This is a genomic window from Stenotrophomonas sp. 364 (assembly GCF_009832905.1).
GTDB classification, from domain to species: Bacteria; Pseudomonadota; Gammaproteobacteria; order Xanthomonadales; family Xanthomonadaceae; genus Stenotrophomonas; species Stenotrophomonas maltophilia_AP.
In genome coordinates, this window is sequence record NZ_CP047135.1 from 3,001,425 (window position 1) to 3,021,746 (window position 20,322).

Below are 20,322 nucleotides of genomic sequence, written 5' to 3' on the forward strand. Positions count from 1 at the left end.
CAACCTGCGTTACGCGGCGGCCAGCACCTGCGGCATCAACTGGATCTCCGACCGCGGTGGATCCGGTCGAACTGGCCGCCGTTGAATGTCGGTCAGCATCGCGTGTGCGGCATCGCGGATGCGGCGGTGGTGCTCGGGTGCGGTGTGCGTGATCAGGCTGGTGACATGGAACTCGAAAATGTCGTGCATCACGTCGGGCTGATCCTCATGCAGCATCTGCAGCAGTCCGTGCAATTTGCAGATCTCAGCATCCAGGATTTCGGCCGGGAACAGCATGTCCATCTCCTTCAGGTAGCGATTGGCAGGTGCACGGGTGTGCGGGGCCAATCGGTTACTTGTGACAGGTCAGGGGTGAGTTCATCGTCCACTCCAGGTTAAGTGTGTCTTCACTCTCCTGGAAATGCCCGCCACGCATGGTTATCAGCAGATGATGCCTGGGCAGCATGTCCACTCATCGCCGCGATGAACCCGGGCGTGAGCGCCAGTTTGCCGATCCAGCCGCGCTGTGTGCCGCTGAGCACGCGCAGCATGTGGCCGTGTCCACCGGGCATGCGCCCCATCGGCTTGAACAGCACGTCGCGCGCACGCGCCAGGTTGTCGCGCTCGGATTGGAACAGCGGCGTCAACCAGCGGCTCCAGAAATGGTAGATGGCCACGTGCGCGCGACGCTGCGCCGCATACGCCTGCAATGCGGCGTCGCGGTCGGTGTGCGCACGCAGTGCATCGCGCAGCGCCAGTGCGTCCATCAGCGCCATGTTCACGCCCTGCCCCAGCTGCGGGCTCATCGCGTGTGCCGCATCGCCGGCAAGCACCAGGCGCTCGCGGCTCCAGCGCGTCATCACCGCATCGCGGTAACCCGCACGCGCCAGCTGCGCACTGTCGCGCACACCGTCCAGGCGCGCGTGCGCCTCGGGCCACAGCGCAGCGATCTCATCGAGCCAACGCTGCAGACCGTCGCGCTCCCATTGCGCGAACTGCTCGCGCGGCAGGCTCCAGAAGAAGCTCAACCGAGGCTCCGCATCGCCCGGGCGCGTGCCCACCGGCAGCAATCCGATCATCTTGCGCGCGGCCACGTAGCGCTGGCGCAGCTCATCGGGATAGGCCCAGTCGCCGCGCGGCAACAGGCACCACAGCGCGCCCCACGGATATTCACGATCCAGTTGCGTGGCCTGCACCTGGGTGCGCAAGGTCGAGGCGGCACCGTCGGCGGCGATCACCAGATCGTAGGGCCCATGCCACTGGCCGCGTGCATCACGCACGCGCCCCTGCACGGCGTCCACCTCCACGATGCAGGTATCGGCCTGCAGATTGGCGGGGTGCGCCCACGCCTGCGCAAGCAGGGTGAACAGTGCGCCGCGCTGCATGCCGATGCCGTGCAGGCGTGCATCCAGTCCCGCATAGCCCATCTCCATCACGGTGCGTCCGCAGGGCGTGTCGCCATACAACCGGCGTACCGCTGCGCCATGTGCGAGCACCTCCGGCAGCAGGTCCATCTGCCACAATACGTCCAGTCCACTGGGCTGCAGCAGAAAGCCGGCACCCACCGGGCCGGGCGCAGCGGCACGCTCAAAGACGTGCACGTCGTGATGATCGCGTGAAAGAAGAACGGCCAGTGCCTGGCCGGCGGTGCCGTAGCCGACGATGGCGATGGTGCGTCGTTGCGGGTGCATGCATGTCCTTATAGCGTGATGTGCATCACGCGGTGCGCGGAACGCCGACCTTCGATCCAGGCCACGCAGTATCGGCAAACCGGGTGACACCCAAAAAAAACCCCGCCGAAGCGGGGTTTTCAATGCGCAGCGTGAGCGTTACTCAGCCGGCACGATGTTCGAGGCTTGGGCGCCCTTCGGGCCCTGGGTCACGTCATACGTGACACGCTGGCCTTCCTGCAGACTGCGGAAGCCCTTGGAGTTGATCGCGGAGAAGTGCGCGAAGACGTCGGCGCTGCCGTCCTCCGGCGAGATAAAGCCAAATCCCTTGGCGTCGTTGAACCACTTGACGGTACCGTTCGGCATGGTGATGCGAGACCTTCTTCAATGAATGGGTGGTGTACGCTCAACCAGCGCACTGGCGGAGTATGCAAAGCTTGCTCCGCAATGACAATCACCCCCGCGCCAATTCACCGATCAGCTCGGGCAAACCGGCCGATGCAGCGTCCACGTTGGCCAGTACTTCGGCCATCGTGATTTCGTCGCCATCACCACAGCCGGCGGCCCAGTTGGCCACGATCGCCAGGCAGGCGTAGTCCAGCCCCAGCTCGCGTGCGAGGCTGGCCTCGGGCATGCCGGTCATGCCGACCAGGTCGCAGCCATCACGGCGCATCCGCGCAATTTCCGCGTTGGTTTCCAGCCGCGGGCCCTGCGTGGCACCGTAGCAGCCGCCGTCGTGCAGACGCACGCCGGTGACCTTGGCCGCGGCCAGCACCTTGCTGCGCAGCAGCGGGGTGTAGGGGTGGCCGAAGTCCACGTGCAGCACCTCGCTGCCGGGCTCTTCACTCAGGGTGGAAATACGGCCCCAGGTGTAGTCGATCAGCTGGTCCGGGCAGGCCAGCACGCGCGGGCCGCAGTGTTCGGTAATGCCGCCGACCGTATTGAGCGCCAGCACGCGCGTCGCGCCGATCTGCTGCAATGCGGCAAGGTTTGCGCGGTAGTTGATCTTGTGCGGCGGCAGCGAATGCCCTTCGCCGTGCCGTGCCAGGAAGGCCACGCGTTGGCCCAGCAGCGTGCCAACCCGGATCGGGCCGGACGGTGTGCCGTAGCGCGTGTCCACCTGGTGGCTGCTGACGTCGTCGAGCTGGGCCAGTTTGTAGACGCCGGTGCCGCCGATGACGGCCAGTGCGATGTGTTCCATCATTCCTTCATCGCGTAGATGGCCGGCACGCAGCGCAGCGTTTCATTGACGTCCATCCCGAAGCCGAACACATAGCGGTCGGGCAGCTCGATACCGGCGTAGTCGGCCTTGACGTCCGGCAGCGCGCGGTCGTGCTGCTTGACCGTCAGCGCGGCGATGCGCACGTCGGTGGCGCCCTGCTCCAGGCACCAGGTGCGCACGCCCTGGAGGGTGAAGCCTTCATCGAGGATGTCGTCGACCAGCAGCACGCGGCGGCCGAACAGCGCGGTGGCCGGCTTGTGCTTCCACACCAGCTCGCCGCCGGTGGTTTCACCGCGGTAGCGGGTGGCATGCAGGTAATCGAACTGCACGTCCTGGCCGCGTGCGCCCAGTTCCAGCGCGAGCTGGCCGGCGAACGGCAGCGCGCCGTGCATGATCGACAGGAACAACGGCACTTCGCCCTTGTAATCGCGCGCGATGGCGTCGGCGATGGCGGCGATGGCCGCGTCGATGGTGGGACGGTCGACCAGCAGGTCGGCCTGGGCCAGGGCCTGGGAAATGGTGAGGTTGGGCATCAGACGGTTCTTCCAAGGGTGTCAAGCAAACGGGATTGGGTAGTGCCATGGCGGGCATCGGCCAGCAGGCCGTCCCAGCCAAGCGCTGCTCGGCCGATCAGGCCGAGCAGCGCAGCGGTATTGAGGGTGCGCGGTTCCACCGCACGCAGCGATTCGTCGACCAGCTCGGGGTGGCAGACCAGCACCACGTCGCAGCCGGCATCCAGATGCGCATCCACGCGCGCCTTGACCCCGCCGGCCGAGAACGACGCGGCCATGCCGATGTCGTCGGAGAACACCACGCCGCCGAACCCCATCTGTTCGCGCAGGATCTGCTGGATCCAGCGCGGTGAGTAACCGGCCGGCTCGGGGGCCACCTGCGGATAGACCACGTGGGCCATCATCACCGCATCGGCACCGGCGTCGATGCCGGCGGCGAAGGGAATCAGGTCCAGCGCGCGCAGTTCGTCCAGCGAGCGCGGATCGGAGGCATCGTTGAAATGGGTGTCTTCAAGCACCGTGCCGTGGCCGGGGAAGTGCTTGAGCGTGGCGGCCATGCCGACGCTGTGCATGCCGCGCACGTAGGCGGCGGTGAACGCCGCCACCACCTGCGGGTCGGCGCTGAAGGCACGGTCGCCGATGGCCAGGTTGCCGCGGCCCAGATCCACCACCGGGGCAAAGCTCAGGTCCACGCCACTGGCGCGCACTTCGCTGGCCATCAGCCAGGCATGCTGTTCGGCCAGCGCCAGCGCTGCCTGCGGGTCCTGCCGGTACAGGGCATCGAAGCCCTGCAGCGGCGGCAGCGCGCTGTAGCCCTCGCGGAAGCGCTGGACGCGACCGCCCTCCTGGTCCACGCAGATCAGCTGCGGGCGCGGCGCGGCGGCGCGGATTGCCGCCGACAGCTCGGCCACCTGTTCGCGCGAGGCGAAGTTGCGCTTGAACAGGATGACCCCGGCCACGGCATCGTGCTGCAGCCAGTCGCGTTCCTGGGCGGTGAGTTCGGTCCCGGCAACGCCGATCACGAGCATGGTCGATCTCCAATACGGGGCGCCATGATGGCGCACCGCCGCATTGTCGCAGAAGCCGCGTGTACTGGGCCACGACCGGCGCCGTGGGCGGCCCTCTTATGGGCAGCCGTCCACGTCGCACTGGCCGCCCTGTGCCGCGGCGGGGGTGTCGGGCATGTCGGCGGCGATCTGGCGCAGGGCCTGGGCGAAGGCCTCCGGCGGTTGGGCGCCCTGGATGGCATAGCGGTCATTGACCACGAAGGTGGGCACCGACTGGATGCCCAGCGCCTGGGCCTGGGCCAGCTGGGCCTGGATCTCCTGCAGCCCCTCCTCGCCGGCCAGCAACGCGCTGACCCGCTCGGCAGGAATGCCACCGGCGGCTGCCGCGGCGATCAGGGTCCGGGTATCGGCCAGGTTGCGGCCCTCGACGAAATGGGCGCGGAACAGCGCCTCGCCCACGGCTTCCTGGACGCCTTCACGCCCGGCCAGCCACAGCAGCCGGTGCGCCGGCAGGGTGGTGACCCGTACCTGCCCCTGGTCGAAGTCCATCGGCAGGCCTTCGGCGCGCGCGGTGGTCTGGGTCTGCGACAGGATCTGCGCGGTGCGCTCGGCGCTGCCGAACTTGGCCACGTACGCCTCGCGCAGCGGCACCGGGGTGGTGCCGGCGTCGGGGTCGAGCTGGAAGGGATGCCAGTGCACTTCGATCTCGGGCGCGTCATCGCCCAGCAGGGCCACGCCCTGCTGGAAACGATGCTTGCCGATCCAGCACCAGGGGCAGACCACGTCGGACCATATATCGATTTTCATGCGCCATGCCTATGGGCCGCGGGCGGCCAAAACAAGGGGCCCTGGCGCATCTGCGTGGCAAGCCTGCGTACCCACCCACCGTATCCACCAGCGGTGGATACCTACGGGCCCCGTTCAGCGCCCGACCAGCGCGCATAGGGATGCGCGGCCAGGGCCAGGTTGTAGTACCGCACCTGATCGGTCACTTCGGAGCCGGCCCAGTCGGGCAGTTCGATGGCCTGGTCGGCGTGCTCCAGCTCCACCTCGGCCACCACCAGCCCGGCGTTGTCGCCCAGGAATTCGTCCACCTCCCAGACCAGCCCGGCATGGCGCACAAGGTGCCGGCGCTTGTCGATCAGGCCGCCCACGCACAGGGCCAGCAGCGCACGCGCGTCGTCGACCGGGATCGGGTAGTCGAACTCCTGCCGGGTGTGGCCGATCTCGCGTGATTTGAAGTTGAGGAAGGCCTGGTCGCCTTGGATGCGCACGCGCACCGAGGCTTTTTGCGCGCCGCTGTCGAGCGCGGCGGTGTCGTTGATGTAGCCCTGCGCCATCGGGATCACCGCATGTGCGGCACTGCGCCAGCCATCACCGGTAACGAGGTATTTGCGTTCGATTTCAATGCCCATGCACGCATTATGGCGCGCACGGCCTACACTGCGCGCCCTTTCCAAGGACCCGGTTCCCCCATGACCCGTCGCGCCCGTTTCCTGCTCCGATCCACCCTGCCCGCCCTGTTGCTGGCGCTGCCGGTCGCGCATGCCGCCGCATCCCCCGATCCCACCCTGGCGCAGGCCCAGGCTGCGATGGATCGCCTGTTCGACGAGGCCATCGCCGATCGCCCGGCCAGCGACAGCAGCCGCCTGGTGGCCGAAGCCTTCCGCCCGCGCCTGCAGGCCGTGTCCGGCTGCCTGCCGGTAACCGACGCGGGCCCATCCAGCATGGACTGCATCGTCACCGCGGAGGATGGCGGGGACGCGGTGCACCGCCTGTTGCGCTTCAGCCAGGTCGACGGCACGTGGGCGCTGCTGTACACGCAGCAGCAGCGTCAGCGACCGGCGCCGGTGCCGCCCACGGCGCGCGTGCAGGTACTGCTGCGCGAAGGGTTTGCTGCGCGTCTGGCGCGCGAGCAGGATGCCGGAACGCGCGCCGACCTGACCCTGGCCATGAACAGTGCCGAGGTGCTGGACGTGCGCGACTGCGCGGTCGGCGACGATGCGCCGGTGATCGAGTGCACGGTGCGCGCCGGTGCCGGCAGCGAGCGCGGCGAGCAGACCATGGCGTTTGCCTGGCGGGACGGGCAGTGGGTCAACGCCCCGCAGCCGTAAGCGGCCGCCCCGGTCGGGCGCCGATGCGAGGCATCGGCCGCCCGGGCGGTGGCGCCGGCCTCAGCGCTTCTCGAAGACCGCGATGCTTTCCACGTGCGCGGTGTGCGGGAACATGTCCATCGCACCGGCACTGACCAGGGTGAAGCCCTGTTCGTTGACCAGGTAGCCGGCATCGCGCGCCAGCGAACCGGGGTGGCAGCTCACATAGACGATGCGCTTGAACTGTTTCAGCGGCAGCTGCTGCAGCACTTCGATCGCGCCCGAGCGCGGCGGGTCCAGCAGCAGCTTGTCGAAGCCCTGGCGCATCCACGGGGCGTTGCGCTGGTCCTGGGTAAGGTCGGCGGCATGGAACTGCGCGTTGGCCAGCCCGTTGCGCTCGGCATTTTCCCGGGCCCGGGCGACCAGGCCTGCATCGCCTTCCACGCCCACCACGTCACGCACGGTACGCGCCAGCGGCAGGGTGAAGTTGCCCAGCCCGCAGAACAGGTCCAGCACGCGCTCGTCCGGACCGGCTTCCAGCAGCTCCAGCGCCAGCGCGATCATCTTCACGTTGAGCGAGGCATTGACCTGGATGAAATCCAGCGGGCGGAAGGCCAGCTCCACATCCCACGGCGCCAGCTTGAACGACAGCGGCACCTCGGCCGGCCACAACGGTTGCACCGACTCCACGCCGCCGGGCTGCAGCGAGATCGCAAAGCCATGCTCCTGCCCGAAGGCGGTCCAGGCGGCGCGGTCGGCCTCGGTCAGCGGCTGCATGTGGCGGATGGTGAGCATGATCGCCTCGTCGCCGGCGATGAACTCGATCTGCGGGATGTCGCGCTTGCCGTCGAGGGTTTCGATGAAGGTCGCCATCGCCCCGACCTTGCTGCCGATCTCCGGAATGACGGTCAGGCACTGGCTCAGGTCGGCCACGAAGCGCGGGTCCAGCTCACGGAAGCCGACCAGGGTCTTGTCCTTCTTTTCCACCCGGCGCACCGAGAAGCGGCCCTTGCGGCGGTAGCCCCAGCTGTCGCCCACCAGCGGCGGCAGCACCTTGCCGGGGGTGACGTGGCCGATCCGGGTCAGATTGTCCGTAAGGACCCGTTGCTTGGCCACGATCTGCTGCGACTCTTCCAGGTGCTGCAACACGCACCCGGCGCAGACGCCGAAATGCGGGCAGCGCGGGGTGACCCGCTGCGGCGACGGCTGCAGCACCTCCAGGGTGCGCGCCTCGTCGAAATGGCGGTTGCGCGCGGTCGGTTCGGCGCTCACCACTTCGCCGGGCAGTGCGCCGGTGATGAAGGTGACCTTGCCGCCCTCGCCTTCACGGCGGGCAACGCCACGGCCATCATGGCTGAGGTCGAGGATGTCGGTCTGGAAGGGGGTACGGTCGAGGCGGGAGCGGGATCGGGCCACGTGGCAACAGGCTGCGGGCAAAAAGGGTGCGTATTGTCGCAGATACGCGGGTCGGGCTGCCGATGAGCCCGTTGGAATCGCTTGCAGAGCGCGTTCTCATGTTTAATATGGGCATAGCTGACATGGAGGCAGCCCCAATGCAGATGACCCCTCGGGATCCAATGCCCCGATTCCTGCTCGTCGAGGACGACACCATCAGCCGCGGCTTTTTCAAGGCCGCGCTGGAGACCCTGCCGGCGCAGGTGGACACCGCCGATTCGCTGGCCACGGCGATGGACACCGGGCGCAGCGGCCAGCACGATCTGTGGCTGATCGACGTCAACCTGCCCGACGGCAATGGCACCCAGCTGCTGCATGCGCTGCGCCGTTCACGTCCGGACACGCCCGCGCTGGCGCATACCGCCGATGGCGATACCAGCATCCATGCGCGGCTGCGCGATGCCGGCTTCAGCGACACCCTGGTCAAACCGCTCACCGGCGAGCAGCTGCTCAAGGCCGTGCGGCGTGCGCTGGTCAACAGCCCGGGCACCGCCCCGCCGGCCGTTGGCGCAAGTGCGGACACCGAGCGCGAAGACTGGGACGAAATCACCGCGCTGGCCGCCCTGAACGGGCAGCGCCACCATCTCATCGCCCTGCGCGAACTGTTCCTGGCCGAGCTGCCTGGCGTACGCGACGCGGTCGCCAAGGCTCTGCTGCAGCAGGACGTGCGTGCCCTGCAGGGCCAGCTCCATCGCCTGCAGGCCAGTTGTGGCTTCGTCGGCGCGGCGCGGCTGGCACGCGCGGTGCGGCAGCTGCACCAGGCACCGGATTCCAGCGGCGCGCATACGCAGTTCCGGGCGGCAGTGGACGCGTTGCTGCATTGAAGGCGTAACCGCCCCGTGGCACCGTGCTCTGCCCGGCTGATGGGGCCGCATACCCCGTAGAGCCGGGCTCTGCCCGGCTGACGGGGAAATTGGCGTACTTGCGTACCAAAGCAGCCGGGTAGAACCCGGCTCTACCGGCGTCTGGCCAGGTCTTCGAGCATTTCCCACGACTTCAACCCGCGCCCGCCCAGGTGGTGCAGCAGCACGGCGCGCATGGCGCGGCGCAGGCTGGCCAGGTCGTCGGGGTCGGGTTGGCGGTCCTCGGCCAGTGCCAGCAGGCCGCTGCCGGTGGCGGTGCCACGGCGGGGGTCGGTGCCGCGCTCGCTGAGCAGCCGGCGCGGCCCTTCCTGCGGGTCCAGTTCGTAGCGGGCGGCCGGGTCGACCGGCTCGCCGTCGCTGCCATGGGCCAGGTCGAACCCGAACCCCAGCGCCTCCAGCAGGTCGCGCTCGAAGCGGCGCAGCGTCCAAGCCAACGGCTCGCCGTCGCGCAGGCGCTGGCGGACCAGGCCGTAGTGGTCATACAACTCGGGCAGCGGGTCCTGGCGCGGGGCCAGCCGCATCAGCAGCTCGTTGATGTAGAACCCGGCCAGCATTGCCTCGCCGCCCAGTCGCGGCGCGGCATCCAGGGCTTCGGCACCGCGCAGCTGGGCCAGTTCACCGCGCTGCATGGCACTGAAACGGATCCACTGCAGCGGCTGCAATGCCGCCCGCAGGGCCTGGCTGCGCGGGCTGCTCACGCCCCGCGCCAGCAGGCCGATACGGCCGTGCTGCTCGGTCAATACTTCCACCAGCAGGCTGGTTTCGCGCCACGACCGGGCATGCAGCACGAAGGCGGGTTCATCATCGATGCGCATGGCGCAGCCGTCAGCGACCCGGCTTACTCGTAGCCGAACGCCTTCAGCGCGGCTTCGTCATCGGACCAGCCTTCACGCACGCGCACCCAGGTCTCCAGGAAGACCTTGGCGCCGAACAGGCGCTCCATCTGCATGCGCGACTTGGCGCCGATGTCCTTCAGGCGGGTACCGCCCTTGCCGATCACGATGGCCTTCTGGCCTTCGCGCTCGACCCAGATCACCGCGCCGATGCGCAGCAGGTTGCCGTCTTCGACGAACCGCTCGATTTCCACCGTGGTGGCGTACGGCAGTTCTTCGCCCAGCTGGCGCATGAGCTGCTCACGGACCAGTTCGCCGGCCAGGAAGCGCTGGCTGCGGTCGGTGATTTCATCCTCGCCGAACATCGGCGGGGCTTCGGGCAGCAGCTTGAGCAGGTCGCGCACCAGCGCTTCCAGGCCGTTGCGCTTCTGCGCCGAAATCGGGTGAACGGCGGCGAACGCGCGGCCTTCGGTGACCTGCTGCAGGAACGGCAGCAGCGCCGCCTTGTCCTTGAGCCGGTCGACCTTGTTGACCACCAGCACCACCGGAATGCCCGAGTCGCTGAGCACGTTGAAGGCCAGGGTGTCCTCCTCGTCCCAGCGGCCGGCTTCGATCACCAGCATGCCGGCGTCCACGCCCTCCAGCGAGCCGCGCGCGGCGCGGTTCATGACGCGGTTCATGGCGCGCTTCTGCACCCGGTGCAGGCCGGGGGTGTCCACCAGCACCAGCTGCCCTTCCGGGTAACTGGCAATGCCCAGCAACCGGTGCCGCGTGGTCTGCGGGCGGTTGGACACGATGCTGACCTTGGCGCCCACCAGGGCGTTGGTCAGGGTGGATTTGCCGACGTTGGGGCGGCCGATGACGGCCACGCTGCCGCAATGATGGGGAATTGCTTCGCTCACTTGGAATCCAGTTGCTCGAGGGCGGCCGCGGCCGCCTGTTGTTCGGCCAGCCGTCGCGAGGCACCTTCGCCTTCGGTGCTGACAGCGGGATCGGCTACGCCACAGCGTACCCGGAAGGTCTTGGCATGGTCGTCACCCGACTCTGACAGCAGCTCGTACAGCGGCAGCGTCTTCTGTCGGGCCTGCAACCATTCCTGAAGGCGGGTCTTGGGGTCTTTCTCGGGCTTGCCGGTGGCCGGCAGCGCCTCCATCGAGGGGCCGAACCAGGGCAGAACCACGCCGCGGCAGGCCTCGAAGCCGGCATCCAGGTAGATGGCGGCTACCACCGCCTCCAGAGCGTCGGCCAGGATGGAGTCGCGGCGGTGGCCGCCGGTCTTCATCTCGCCCGGGCCCAGGATCAGCCGGTCGCCCAGTTCGAGGGTGCGGGCGATCACCGCCAGCGCACCTTCACGCACCAGTTCGGCACGGGCGCGGGTGAGCGCACCTTCGTCGGCCTTGGGCCAGCGCTGATACAGCGCCTGGGCCACCATCATGTTGACGATGCTGTCGCCGAGGAATTCCAGCCGCTCGTTGTTGGGCGTGCCGGCACTGCGATGCGTCAGGGCCTGCTGGAGCAGGCCCGGATCTGCGAAGGGATGACCAATGCGGTCACCACGTTGGAAAGTCTTAGTCGACACCGGCGAGGGTCAGTTCCTGATTCGAATCGAATTTGCCCACCACGTCGAGGTTGCCGATCAGTTCACGGCGCACTTCGTAGTTGACCTTCATGTTCCAGCCGCCGTCGATGCGATCGAACTTGACGTTGGCCGGCTTCACGTTTTCCGAGTAGTTGATGTACAGCCGCTTGAAGAACAGATCCTGCACGCGGGCAGGCTCCATGTTGCCCACGCCCGGCTCCTTGGCCAGGCTCTTCATCGCCGAGCGCACCGAGTAGTACTCCTGGTACATCGGGAACAGCTTCATGCCGACATACAGGCCGAACGCGACCACGATCAGTACCGCCAGGAACGAGGTCAGGGTCATGCCACGCTGCGTGTTCATCGTCTTCATTGCGTTCTCCCCAGATACGCGAGTGTGATGGATCAATTGATGCTCGAGCCGATCCGCGACGGCTCGAAGCCGTCCTTGCAGAACCAGCCCGAGCAGTTCAGCCAGATCAGGAACGCCTTGCCGCGCAGGTTCTCTTCCGGGAGCAGGCCCCAGAAGCGACCATCATCGCTGTTGTCGCGGTTGTCGCCCATCACCAGGTACTTGCCGGCCGGCACCGTCCACTGGCCTGCGCCACGCGGGTAGTCGGTTTCCAGCACGGTGTGGGTGCGGCCCGGCAGGTGCTCGACCAGCAGCGAGCTGCCCTCGCCCTGGCCGCGATGGCCGGCATACAGGCCCTTGTTGTCGTACTTGACCGGTTCGCCGTTGAGGATCAACCCGTTCCCCTCGAACACGATCTCGTCACCGGGGATGCCGATGACGCGCTTGATGAAATTCTCGCCCTTGGCCGGATCGTTGTCCGAGTGGCCCGGGAAGTGGAACACCACCACGTCGCCGCGCTTGGGTTCGCCCAGCGGGACGACCTTGGCATTGTTCAGCGGCAGGCGCAGGCCATAGGAGAACTTGTTGACCAGGATGAAGTCGCCGATCAGCAGGTTGGGCATCATCGAGCTGGACGGGATCTTGTACGGCTCGGCGATGAAGCTGCGCACCACCAGCACGATGGCCAGCACCGGGAAGAACGCCCGGGCGTAGTCCACCGCGACCGGCTCGGAGTCCAGCAGGCCGGCACGCGCGGCACGGCGCTTGGCGAAATACAGCTTGTCGGCCAGCAGGATCAAACCCGAGGCCAGCGTCAGTACGACCAGGAGGATCTCAAACAATTTCATGCGGTGTCCTTGGGCAACGGGTGCAGCGGTGCGGGTGCAGCGGCGACGGGGCCATCCCTGCGCGCCCGGCGGCACCTGGCGGGTGCCGCGCGGCTGCCGGGCGACCTGCCGGCCTTACTTGTCCATCTGCAGCACGGCCAGGAAGGCTTCCTGCGGGATTTCCACGCGGCCAACCTGCTTCATGCGCTTCTTGCCTTCCTTCTGCTTTTCCAACAGCTTCTTCTTGCGCGAAACGTCGCCACCATAGCACTTGGCCAGCACGTTCTTGCGCATCGCCTTGACCGTGGTGCGGGAGATGATCTGCGAGCCGACGGCTGCCTGGATGGCCACGTCGAACTGCTGGCGCGGGATCAGCTCCTTCATCTTTTCACAGAGCTCGCGGCCCCGGCGGTCGGCATGGCTGCGGTGCACGATCAGCGACAGGGCGTCGACCTTGTCGCCGTTGATCAGCACGTCCACGCGGACGAACGGGCCGGCGTCGAAACGCACGAAGTGGTAGTCCAGCGAGGCATAGCCACGGCTGACCGACTTGAGCTTGTCGAAGAAGTCCAGCACCACTTCGGCCATCGGCAGCTCGTAGCTGATCTGCACCTGGCTGCCCAGGTAGTTGATGCCGATCTGGCTGCCGCGCTTTTCTTCGCACAGCTTGATGATGTTGCCGATGTACTCCTCGGGGGTGAGCACGTTGGCGCGGATGATGGGCTCGCGGATCTCCTGCACATGGTTGACCGGCGGCAGCTTGGCCGGGTTGTCCATGTTGATGATCGTGCCGTCGGTCTTGAGCACCTCATAGACCACGGTCGGCGCGGTGCTGATCAGGTCCAGGTTGTATTCGCGCTCCAGCCGCTCCTGCACGATTTCCATGTGCAGCATGCCGAGGAAGCCGCAGCGGAAGCCGAAGCCCATGGCTTCGGAGCTTTCCGGCTCGAAGCGCAGCGCGGCGTCGTTCAGGCGCAGCTTGTCCAGCGCTTCGCGCAGGTCCGGGTAGTCTTCGGCGTCGACCGGGAACAGACCGGCGAACACGCGCGGCTGCATTTCCTGGAAGCCCGGCAGCGGCTTGGCGGCCGGGTCGGCAGCCAGCGTCAGGGTGTCGCCGACCGGCGCGCCGTGCACGTCCTTGATGCTGGCGGTCACCCAGCCCACTTCACCGGCCCGCAGCGCCGGCAGCACCTTGCGCTTGGGGGTGAACACGCCGACGTTGTCGACCTGGTGGGTACGGCCGGTGGACATCACCTGCAGCTTGTCGCCGGCCTTGATCTGGCCCTGCATCACCCGCACCAGCGAGACCACGCCCAGGTAGTTGTCGAACCACGAGTCGATGATCAGCGCCTGCAGCTTGTCGGTATCGCGCGGCACCGGCGGCGGGATGCGATGCACGATCGCCTCCAGCACGTCGACCACGTTCAGGCCGGTCTTGGCACTGACCGGCACCGCGTCGGTGGCGTCGATGCCGATGACGGCTTCGATCTCGGCCTTGGCGCGCTCGATGTCGGCGGTGGGCAGGTCGATCTTGTTGATCACCGGCACCACTTCCAGACCCTGCTCGACGGCCGTGTAGCAGTTGGCGACCGACTGCGCTTCCACGCCCTGGGCCGCATCGACCACCAGCAGCGCGCCTTCGCAGGCGGCCAGCGAGCGGCTGACTTCATAGGAGAAGTCGACGTGCCCGGGGGTGTCGATGAAGTTCAGGTGGTAGGTCTGGCCGTCTTTTGCCACGTAGGGCAAGGAGACCGACTGGGCCTTGATGGTGATGCCGCGCTCGCGCTCGATCGGGTTCGAGTCGAGCACCTGCGCCTCCATTTCGCGGGCCTGGAGGCCGCCGCAAAGCTGGATGATGCGATCGGCCAGCGTGGACTTGCCGTGGTCGACGTGGGCAATGATGGAGAAGTTGCGGATGAATCGCATCGAATCAGAAGACATAGGTGGCGGCGGCGCGTCGCGTCGTCAGGATGACTGCGCATTATCGCATGGCCGGCCCGGTCCCGCGTGCGACCGCCGGCGATTGGCGTAATCGACCTGCCAGAAACGACCGGGCCCGCCGAAGCGGGCCCGGAAACGTAGTGCTGGCGGGGGCTACTGCCCGGCCTTGATCGCCACGAAGGCGCTGTTGCCCGTGGCCCGGACCAGCAGCATGACCACATCGCCCTTCTTGTAGGTGGCCAGCGCCTTGTCCAGCGCGGCCACGCTGCCGACCGGGGTACGCCCGACCTGCAGGACCACCATGCCGGGCGACACACCGGCGTCGCGCGCCGACGCCCCATTGACGCGGGTCACCCGCACGCCCTCGCCCGCCCCGAGGCCCAGCTGCTTGCGCTGGGCGGCGGTCAGGTCGGCCACCTCCAGCCCCAGCAGGGCGTTGGAACCGGTCTGCGGCGCGGCGGCCTCGGCGGTGGCTCGGGCCGGGCCGCGTTCGGCGTCCTCGGCCAACTCGGTCAGGGTGGCGGTGATGTCACGTTCCTTGCCGTCGCGGACCACGCCCAGGCGGACCTTGCTGCCCGGCGGCAGTGCGCCGATCAGCGGCGGCAGGTCGCTGAAGGTGTTGATGGGGCTGCCGTTCACCGAGCGGATCACGTCGCCCGGTTCCACCCCGGCCTTCAGCGCGGCACTGCCCGGCACCACTTCATTGACCAGTGCGCCGCGGCTGTCGGACAGGCCCAGGCCCTGCGCCTTGAGCCCGTCGATCGGCCCCACGGCGGCGCCCAGCTGGCCGCGGCTGACCCGGCCGGTCTTCTTGATCTGCTCGACCGCGCCCATGGCCAGGTCGATCGGGATGGCGAAGCTGATGCCCATGTAGCCGCCGGAGGCGGAGAAGATCTGCGAGTTGATGCCGACCACTTCACCGCGGGTATTGAGCAGCGGGCCGCCCGAATTGCCCTGGTTGATGGCCACGTCGGTCTGGATGAACGGCACGTAGCGCTGGTCGGCGCCGCCGGTGCTGCGCCCGACCGCGCTGACCACGCCGGCGGTGACCGAGTGGTCCAGGCCGAACGGCGAGCCGATCGCGACCACCCACTGACCCGGCTTGAGCGTGTTGGAATCGCCCACGCGCACGGTGGGCAGGTTCTTGCCGTCGATCTTGAGCAGGGCCACGTCGTACTGCTGGTCGCTGCCGATCACCTTGGCGGTGAATTCGCGGCGGTCGCCCAGCTTGACCTTCACTTCGCTGGCGTCGGCGACCACGTGGTAGTTGGTCAGCACGTAGCCGTCGGCGGAAATGATGAAGCCCGAGCCCATGCCGCGGCCCTGGATGCGCGGGCTGTCGTCCTGGCCGCCGGGGCCCTGCCCCGGCATCTGGAAGTCCGGGCCGAAGAAGCGCCGGAAGAATTCGGGCATCTCATCGCCGCCACCCGGACCCATGCCGCGGGCCTGGCGGTTGCTGCGCACGATGGTGGTTTCCACGTTGACCACGCCAGGACCCACCTGTTCGACCAGGTGGGTGAAGTCCGGCAGGCCGCTGACCAGCTGCGGCGCGGGCGCGCGCGGGGCAGCGGCGGGGGCGGCGGCCACGGGAGCGGCGGGTGCCGGCGCCTGGGCGCAGGCCATCAATGGCAGGGTCAGGGCCAGCAGGGTCATGGCCTGGCTACGCATGCGGGGAGTCATCGGACGTCAGCCTCCGGATCGGGACGTGGGGAAAAGCGGGGGCGTTCCGGCCACGGGGCCGGACGCAACGTGTGCATGAGCGGGTGCGAGGACAGGGTCAGTCGCGATGCCGGCGCGGGGCGGGAGCGGCCGGATCGACCTCCTGCAGGCGCGGCTCGAACGGGTAGAACGCGGCCTGCGGCTCCTGCGTGGAGAAGCTGGCGTTGAGCGCCCCGCCGGCCGCCGGGGCCAGGGTCGAGCGCGGCCACGGCTTGGCCTGCAGCGCGGCGACGTCGCCGAACGGCAGGGCACGGGCAGTGGCGGCGGGCAACACCGGCACCGGCACGGCCTGGCTGGCCACGGCACGCTGCGGCTCGGCGCTGCGTTCGCCGGCGCTGCGCGCGGCCTGCTGGGTACGGGTGGCACTGGCGCGGCGCACGGCGGCCACGTCCTGGCGACGGCTGGCGGCCGCCACTGCCGCCGCCGGGACGGCGGCCACGGCGACGGCCGCGTCCACCGCCGCCGGCACGGCGGCCGGGGCGCTCGGCGGCAACTCGGCCTGGCTGGCGATGATGGTGGTGGCGGGCGCGTCCAGCGGCGTCTCGCTGGGCAGCTGTTCGCGGGTCATGAACATCGCCACCGCCGCAACCGAGGCGGCCAGCGCGGCGCCACCGCCCCACCGACGCCAGCCCCCGCGACGTTCGCGGTTGCGTTCGACCGGCGCCACCGGTGCCAGTGGCGCTGGTTCGGCGGCGACCGCACCGCGCACGCGCGCGGCGAAATCCATCGGGGCCGGTGCGCAGGCCTGGCCGCGCAGCACGTCGCCCAGCAACTGCCAGCGCTCGTGGCAACCGGCCAGCGCCTCATCGTGCTCCAGGCGGCGCAGCATGAAGCGCGCCTCGTCGGGCGACAGCGCGCCATCAATCAGCGCCGACAGCTGCTGGCGGTTGTGCGTGTCGATCTTGTCCGGCGCGGTGCCGGTGGTTCCAGGGATTGGCATGTGTTCGCTCATACGCGGCTCTTCTCGCGGGTGGCGCTGCCGATATCCAGCAGCGGCCGAAGTTCAGTGTCGATCGCCTCGCGGGCGCGGAAGATCCGCGACCGCACGGTGCCGATCGGGCACCCCATCTTCTGCGCGATATCTTCGTAACTCAGCCCGTCCACCTCGCGCAGGGTGATGGCTGATCGCAGCTCTTCCGGCAACGCCGCCACCGCCTTCATCACCGTCTGCTCCAGCTCCTGGCGCATCAACTCGCGCTCGGGAGTGTCGGTGTCGCGCAGGCGGGTGCCGCTGTCGAACCGCTCGGCGTCACCGATGTCGATGTCATCGGTGGGCGGGCGGCGGTTGTGGGCGGCAAGGTGGTTCTTGGCAGTGTTCACGGCTATCCGGTGCAACCAGGTATAGAACTGGGCGTCGCCCCGGAAACTGCCGATCGCGCGGTACGCGCGGACGAACGTGTCCTGTGCGACGTCCTGACATTCACTCCAGTCGGCGATGTAGCGCCCGATCAGTGCCACGATCCGATGCTGGTACTTGCGCACCAGGACATCGAACGCCGCACTCTCGCCGCGCTGCACGCGCCGGACCAGCTCCAGGTCCAGCTCCTGTGGTGTTTCAACCTCGGCCATGTGGGGCCGCACTCCTGTCAGCCCGACCAACGTCGAGCAATGAGACTGCCAATCCCGGGAAAAGTTCAGCGACCGATCACACGACGCCGCACCAGCTTTTAACCACCGTTCCGTTAAGGTTCCCGCTCACGGCACTGAACCGGGCCCGCCCATCCCCCAGCTATTGGGATTTGACGGGGAGGAAACAACCTCTGGATCATAGCCCCCTTCTCCATACACAACCGGATGGAACGTTCCCATGCTCTCAGGCTTCGATGGGCTCCGCTTCGCACATTGGCACCCGCAGATCCGTGATGATGGTGTGGTGGTGCTCAGCCTCGACCGCCACGACAGCAGCGTCAACGCGATGTCCCAGGACGTGCTGCTGGAACTGGGCGACCTGATCGAACGCATCGCCATGGACCCGCCGAAGGCGGTGGTGATCCAGTCGATCAAGGCGGCCGGCTTCATCGCCGGTGCCGACCTGAAGGAATTCCAGGAATTCGATCGCCGCGGCACCGTCAATGACGCGATCCGCCGCGGCCAGAGCACCTACCAGAAGCTGGCCGAGCTGCCCTGCCCGACCGTCGCGGCGATCCACGGCCATTGCCTGGGCGGCGGCACCGAGCTGGCGCTGGCCTGCCGCTACCGCGTGGCCTCCAACGATCCGTCCACCCGGATCGGCCTGCCGGAAACCCAGCTGGGCATCTTCCCCGGCTGGGGCGGCAGTTCGCGCCTGCCGCAGCTGGTGGGCGCGCCGGCGGCGATGGACATGATGCTGACCGGTCGCAACCTGTCGGCATCGGCCGCGCGCAGCATCGGCCTGGTCGACAAGGTCGTGGCGCCCGCGGTGCTGCTGGATACCGCTGTGGCACTGGGCCTGTCGGGCACCACCCGCCCGTTCAAGCAGCGCGCGACCGCATGGGCCACCAACACCTGGCTGGCGCGCAGGCTGCTGGCCCCGCAGATGGCCAAGCAGGTGGCGCGCAAGGCGAAGAAGGACCATTACCCGGCGCCGTACGCGCTGATCAACACCTGGGCGCGCACCGGCGGCAGCCCGATCCAGACCCGCCTGGACGCCGAACGCCGTGCGGTGGTGAAGCTGGCCGGCACCCCGACCGCGCGCAACCTGATCCGAATCTTCTTCCTGACCGAACGCCTGAAGGCGCTGGGTGGCAAGGACCATGGCATCAGCCATGTGCACGTGGTGGGCGCCGGGGTGATGGGCGGCGATATCGCGGCGTGGTCGGCCTACAAGGGCTTCAACGTGACGCTGCAGGACCGTGAGCAGCGCTTCATCGACCCGGCACTGGAACGCGCGCAGGCGCTGTTCGCCAAGAAGGTGAAGGACGAGAGCAAGCGTCCGGCGGTGGCCGCGCGCCTGAAGGCCGACCTGGCCGGTGAAGGCGTGGCGCTGGCCGACCTGGTGATCGAGGCGATCATCGAAGATGCCGACGCCAAGCGTTCGCTGTACCAGACGCTGGAGCCGAAGATGAAGGCCGGTGCGCTGCTGACCACCAACACGTCATCGATTCCGCTGCTTGAGCTGCGCGACCACATCGAGCACCCGGCGCAGTTCGCCGGCCTGCACTATTTCAACCCGGTGGCGCAGATGCCGCTGGTGGAGATCATCCACCACGACGGCATGGCGCCGGAGACCGAGCGCCGGCTGGCGGCGTTCTGCAAGGCGCTGGGCAAGTTCCCGGTGCCGGTGGCGGGCACGCCGGGGTTCCTGGTGAACCGCGTGCTGTTCCCGTACATGCTGGAAGCGGCCACGGCGTATGCCGAAGGCATTCCCGGCCCGGTGATCGACAAGGCGGCGGTGAAGTTCGGCATGCCGATGGGCCCGATCGAACTGCTGGATACGGTGGGGCTGGACGTGGCCGCAGGCGTCGGCAAGGAGCTGGCGCCGTTCCTGGGCCTGCAGATTCCGGCGGCGTTGCAGACGGTGGAACCGGGCAAGCGCGGCAAGAAGGATGGCCAGGGCATCTATACGTGGGAAAACGGGCGGGCGCAGAAGCCGGACGTGCCGGCCAACGTGGAGGTGCCTGCGGATCTGGAAGACCGTCTGATTCTGCCGCTGCTCAACGAGGCGGTGGCGTGCCTGCACGATGGGGTGGTGGCCGATGCGGACCTGCTGGATGCGGGGGTGATCTTCGGTACCGGGTTCGCGCCGTTCCGCGGCGGTCCGATCCAGTACATCCGGGCGACCGGTGCCGATGCGCTGGTGGAGCGTTTGAAGGCGCTGCAGCAGCGGCACGGTGATCGCTTCGCGCCGCGCCCGGGTTGGGATGCGGCGGTGTTGCGTGAGCCGGTGATGTAAGCCGGGCTGCCGCCCGGCACCTGCCGATGCAACGGCTACTGCAAGTGCAACTGCAAGGGCCAGAGCGCAAGCGGAGAGCGTCAAGCGGCTCTGGACTGGATCGGGGATGGCGGGGTGGGTCAGGTGGCGGGGGACGCCGTGAACCCATTCCTGGGGGCTTGGTCGCGCCATCCATGGCGCTCACACCCCCGCCACCTGACCCACCCCGCCTTCGATAGTTGGCCGGTGACGGCATAAACGCCTACGCGTATCGCCGGGCTCTGCCCGGCTGCCTTCGCAATGAAATGCTGTCGGGCACCGTCCGGCGCTACGTGGGGCTGTTGGCGCAACACCCTGTTGCCCGAATGGGGCATGCAGGGGGTGTGTCTGCGTGCGATCCTGCTGGCCTGTCCACGCCAG

Annotated in this window: 21 protein-coding genes; 3 read left to right on the plus strand and 18 right to left on the minus strand. The window is 68.2% G+C overall.

The genetic code is table 11. The annotated features are described in order from the left end of the window. Positions 1 to 9: 9 nt before the first annotated feature. The 8 genes from GQ674_RS13715 to GQ674_RS13750 form a co-directional block, all read right to left on the minus strand. Positions 10 to 276 (minus strand): hypothetical protein, encoded by a 267-nt coding sequence (locus GQ674_RS13715; RefSeq protein ID WP_159497521.1) that lies wholly within the window; start codon positions 274 to 276, stop codon positions 10 to 12. Positions 277 to 386: 110 nt separating this feature from the next. Then, positions 387 to 1,670, minus strand: coding sequence for an NAD(P)/FAD-dependent oxidoreductase (locus tag GQ674_RS13720; RefSeq protein WP_159497522.1), 1,284 nt, complete (start codon positions 1,668 to 1,670; stop codon positions 387 to 389). Between the two features lie 138 nt (positions 1,671 to 1,808). Then, entirely contained in the window at positions 1,809 to 2,015 is a 207-nt protein-coding gene (locus GQ674_RS13725) for a cold-shock protein (RefSeq protein ID WP_128097271.1), read from the minus strand. A gap of 88 nt (positions 2,016 to 2,103) precedes the next feature. Next, positions 2,104 to 2,850 carry an S-methyl-5'-thioinosine phosphorylase gene (locus tag GQ674_RS13730; RefSeq protein ID WP_128097272.1) on the minus strand — a complete coding sequence of 249 codons (747 nt, stop codon included), beginning with the start codon at positions 2,848 to 2,850 and terminating at the stop codon, positions 2,104 to 2,106. Continuing rightward, a complete protein-coding gene (locus GQ674_RS13735) occupies positions 2,850 to 3,404 on the minus strand; it encodes a hypoxanthine-guanine phosphoribosyltransferase (RefSeq protein ID WP_159497523.1) in 555 nt (184 codons plus the stop codon). Before GQ674_RS13735 ends, GQ674_RS13730 begins: the two co-directional genes overlap by 1 nt. After that, a complete protein-coding gene (gene nagZ / locus GQ674_RS13740) occupies positions 3,404 to 4,411 on the minus strand; it encodes a beta-N-acetylhexosaminidase (RefSeq protein WP_159497524.1) in 1,008 nt (335 codons plus the stop codon). Before nagZ ends, GQ674_RS13735 begins: the two co-directional genes overlap by 1 nt. Before the next feature lie 96 nt (positions 4,412 to 4,507). Further along, entirely contained in the window at positions 4,508 to 5,197 is a 690-nt protein-coding gene (locus GQ674_RS13745) for a DsbA family oxidoreductase (protein ID WP_159497525.1), read from the minus strand. A gap of 101 nt (positions 5,198 to 5,298) precedes the next feature. Then, positions 5,299 to 5,805: a CYTH domain-containing protein gene (locus tag GQ674_RS13750; RefSeq protein WP_159497526.1), complete on the minus strand. Its 507-nt coding sequence runs from the start codon at positions 5,803 to 5,805 to the stop codon at positions 5,299 to 5,301. 60 nt (positions 5,806 to 5,865) lie between these two features. Between GQ674_RS13750 and GQ674_RS13755 the strand changes: the two genes are divergently transcribed. Further along, positions 5,866 to 6,504 (plus strand): hypothetical protein, encoded by a 639-nt coding sequence (locus GQ674_RS13755; RefSeq protein WP_159497527.1) that lies wholly within the window; start codon positions 5,866 to 5,868, stop codon positions 6,502 to 6,504. Between the two features lie 60 nt (positions 6,505 to 6,564). Here GQ674_RS13755 and rlmD read toward each other — a convergent pair whose 3' ends face one another. Next, on the minus strand, positions 6,565 to 7,899 hold the full coding sequence (rlmD, locus tag GQ674_RS13760) for a 23S rRNA (uracil(1939)-C(5))-methyltransferase RlmD (RefSeq protein WP_159497528.1): 1,335 nt from the start codon (positions 7,897 to 7,899) through the stop codon (positions 6,565 to 6,567). Between the two features lie 137 nt (positions 7,900 to 8,036). Between rlmD and GQ674_RS13765 the strand changes: the two genes are divergently transcribed. Continuing rightward, positions 8,037 to 8,762, plus strand: coding sequence for a response regulator (locus tag GQ674_RS13765; protein WP_159497529.1), 726 nt, complete (start codon positions 8,037 to 8,039; stop codon positions 8,760 to 8,762). Positions 8,763 to 8,893: 131 nt separating this feature from the next. Here the strand turns inward: GQ674_RS13765 and recO are convergent, their stop codons facing one another. The 9 genes from recO to rpoE all read right to left on the minus strand — a co-directional run bounded on the left by recO (position 8,894) and on the right by rpoE (position 17,621). Next, complete coding sequence (gene recO / locus GQ674_RS13770; RefSeq protein ID WP_159497530.1) at positions 8,894 to 9,616, minus strand: DNA repair protein RecO; 723 nt, start codon at positions 9,614 to 9,616, stop codon at positions 8,894 to 8,896. A 23-nt stretch (positions 9,617 to 9,639) separates the two neighbouring features. Then, positions 9,640 to 10,536 (minus strand): GTPase Era, encoded by an 897-nt coding sequence (gene era, locus GQ674_RS13775; protein ID WP_159497531.1) that lies wholly within the window; start codon positions 10,534 to 10,536, stop codon positions 9,640 to 9,642. Beyond that, positions 10,533 to 11,213 (minus strand): ribonuclease III, encoded by a 681-nt coding sequence (rnc, locus tag GQ674_RS13780; RefSeq protein ID WP_128098210.1) that lies wholly within the window; start codon positions 11,211 to 11,213, stop codon positions 10,533 to 10,535. Before rnc ends, era begins: the two co-directional genes overlap by 4 nt. Next, a complete protein-coding gene (locus GQ674_RS13785) occupies positions 11,203 to 11,586 on the minus strand; it encodes a DUF4845 domain-containing protein (protein WP_038686989.1) in 384 nt (127 codons plus the stop codon). The genes rnc and GQ674_RS13785 overlap by 11 nt, the downstream gene beginning before the upstream one ends. Positions 11,587 to 11,618: 32 nt before the next feature. Further along, positions 11,619 to 12,413: a signal peptidase I gene (gene lepB, locus GQ674_RS13790; RefSeq protein ID WP_128098209.1), complete on the minus strand. Its 795-nt coding sequence runs from the start codon at positions 12,411 to 12,413 to the stop codon at positions 11,619 to 11,621. A 114-nt stretch (positions 12,414 to 12,527) separates the two neighbouring features. Next, positions 12,528 to 14,318: a translation elongation factor 4 gene (gene lepA / locus GQ674_RS13795; protein WP_181394095.1), complete on the minus strand. Its 1,791-nt coding sequence runs from the start codon at positions 14,316 to 14,318 to the stop codon at positions 12,528 to 12,530. A gap of 168 nt (positions 14,319 to 14,486) precedes the next feature. Then, the gene (locus tag GQ674_RS13800; protein ID WP_159497532.1) at positions 14,487 to 16,013 is read right to left on the minus strand and encodes a DegQ family serine endoprotease; all 1,527 of its coding nucleotides are present in this window, start codon (positions 16,011 to 16,013) and stop codon (positions 14,487 to 14,489) included. Between the two features lie 97 nt (positions 16,014 to 16,110). Then, positions 16,111 to 17,004 carry a sigma-E factor negative regulatory protein gene (locus GQ674_RS13805; protein WP_159497533.1) on the minus strand — a complete coding sequence of 298 codons (894 nt, stop codon included), beginning with the start codon at positions 17,002 to 17,004 and terminating at the stop codon, positions 16,111 to 16,113. After that, the gene (gene rpoE / locus GQ674_RS13810; RefSeq protein ID WP_159497534.1) at positions 17,001 to 17,621 is read right to left on the minus strand and encodes an RNA polymerase sigma factor RpoE; all 621 of its coding nucleotides are present in this window, start codon (positions 17,619 to 17,621) and stop codon (positions 17,001 to 17,003) included. The genes GQ674_RS13805 and rpoE overlap by 4 nt, the downstream gene beginning before the upstream one ends. Before the next feature lie 238 nt (positions 17,622 to 17,859). Between rpoE and GQ674_RS13815 the strand changes: the two genes are divergently transcribed. Then, positions 17,860 to 19,923, plus strand: a complete 2,064-nt coding sequence (locus GQ674_RS13815) for a 3-hydroxyacyl-CoA dehydrogenase NAD-binding domain-containing protein (RefSeq protein WP_159497535.1) — start codon at positions 17,860 to 17,862, stop codon at positions 19,921 to 19,923. Positions 19,924 to 20,322 lie beyond the last annotated feature (399 nt).

Excerpts from the sequence above, each read along its gene's own strand:
- GQ674_RS13805 (WP_159497533.1), bottom strand. The coding sequence starts at position 17,004 with ATGAGCGAACACATGCCAATCCCTGGAACCACCGGCACCGCGCCGGAC.
- GQ674_RS13715 (WP_159497521.1), bottom strand. The coding sequence starts at position 276 with ATGCTGTTCCCGGCCGAAATCCTGGATGCTGAGATCTGCAAATTGCAC.
- GQ674_RS13785 (WP_038686989.1), bottom strand. The coding sequence starts at position 11,586 with ATGAAGACGATGAACACGCAGCGTGGCATGACCCTGACCTCGTTCCTG.
- recO (WP_159497530.1), bottom strand. The coding sequence starts at position 9,616 with ATGCGCATCGATGATGAACCCGCCTTCGTGCTGCATGCCCGGTCGTGG.
- GQ674_RS13800 (WP_159497532.1), bottom strand. The coding sequence starts at position 16,013 with ATGACTCCCCGCATGCGTAGCCAGGCCATGACCCTGCTGGCCCTGACC.
- lepA (WP_181394095.1), bottom strand. The coding sequence starts at position 14,318 with ATGCGATTCATCCGCAACTTCTCCATCATTGCCCACGTCGACCACGGC.
- rpoE (WP_159497534.1), bottom strand. The coding sequence starts at position 17,621 with ATGGCCGAGGTTGAAACACCACAGGAGCTGGACCTGGAGCTGGTCCGG.
- nagZ (WP_159497524.1), bottom strand. The coding sequence starts at position 4,411 with ATGCTCGTGATCGGCGTTGCCGGGACCGAACTCACCGCCCAGGAACGC.
- GQ674_RS13765 (WP_159497529.1), top strand. The coding sequence starts at position 8,037 with ATGCAGATGACCCCTCGGGATCCAATGCCCCGATTCCTGCTCGTCGAG.
- GQ674_RS13730 (WP_128097272.1), bottom strand. The coding sequence starts at position 2,850 with ATGGAACACATCGCACTGGCCGTCATCGGCGGCACCGGCGTCTACAAA.
- GQ674_RS13720 (WP_159497522.1), bottom strand. The coding sequence starts at position 1,670 with ATGCACCCGCAACGACGCACCATCGCCATCGTCGGCTACGGCACCGCC.
- GQ674_RS13735 (WP_159497523.1), bottom strand. The coding sequence starts at position 3,404 with ATGCCCAACCTCACCATTTCCCAGGCCCTGGCCCAGGCCGACCTGCTG.
- GQ674_RS13750 (WP_159497526.1), bottom strand. The coding sequence starts at position 5,805 with ATGGGCATTGAAATCGAACGCAAATACCTCGTTACCGGTGATGGCTGG.
- GQ674_RS13755 (WP_159497527.1), top strand. The coding sequence starts at position 5,866 with ATGACCCGTCGCGCCCGTTTCCTGCTCCGATCCACCCTGCCCGCCCTG.
- GQ674_RS13815 (WP_159497535.1), top strand. The coding sequence starts at position 17,860 with ATGCTCTCAGGCTTCGATGGGCTCCGCTTCGCACATTGGCACCCGCAG.
- GQ674_RS13745 (WP_159497525.1), bottom strand. The coding sequence starts at position 5,197 with ATGAAAATCGATATATGGTCCGACGTGGTCTGCCCCTGGTGCTGGATC.
- GQ674_RS13725 (WP_128097271.1), bottom strand. The coding sequence starts at position 2,015 with ATGCCGAACGGTACCGTCAAGTGGTTCAACGACGCCAAGGGATTTGGC.
- lepB (WP_128098209.1), bottom strand. The coding sequence starts at position 12,413 with ATGAAATTGTTTGAGATCCTCCTGGTCGTACTGACGCTGGCCTCGGGT.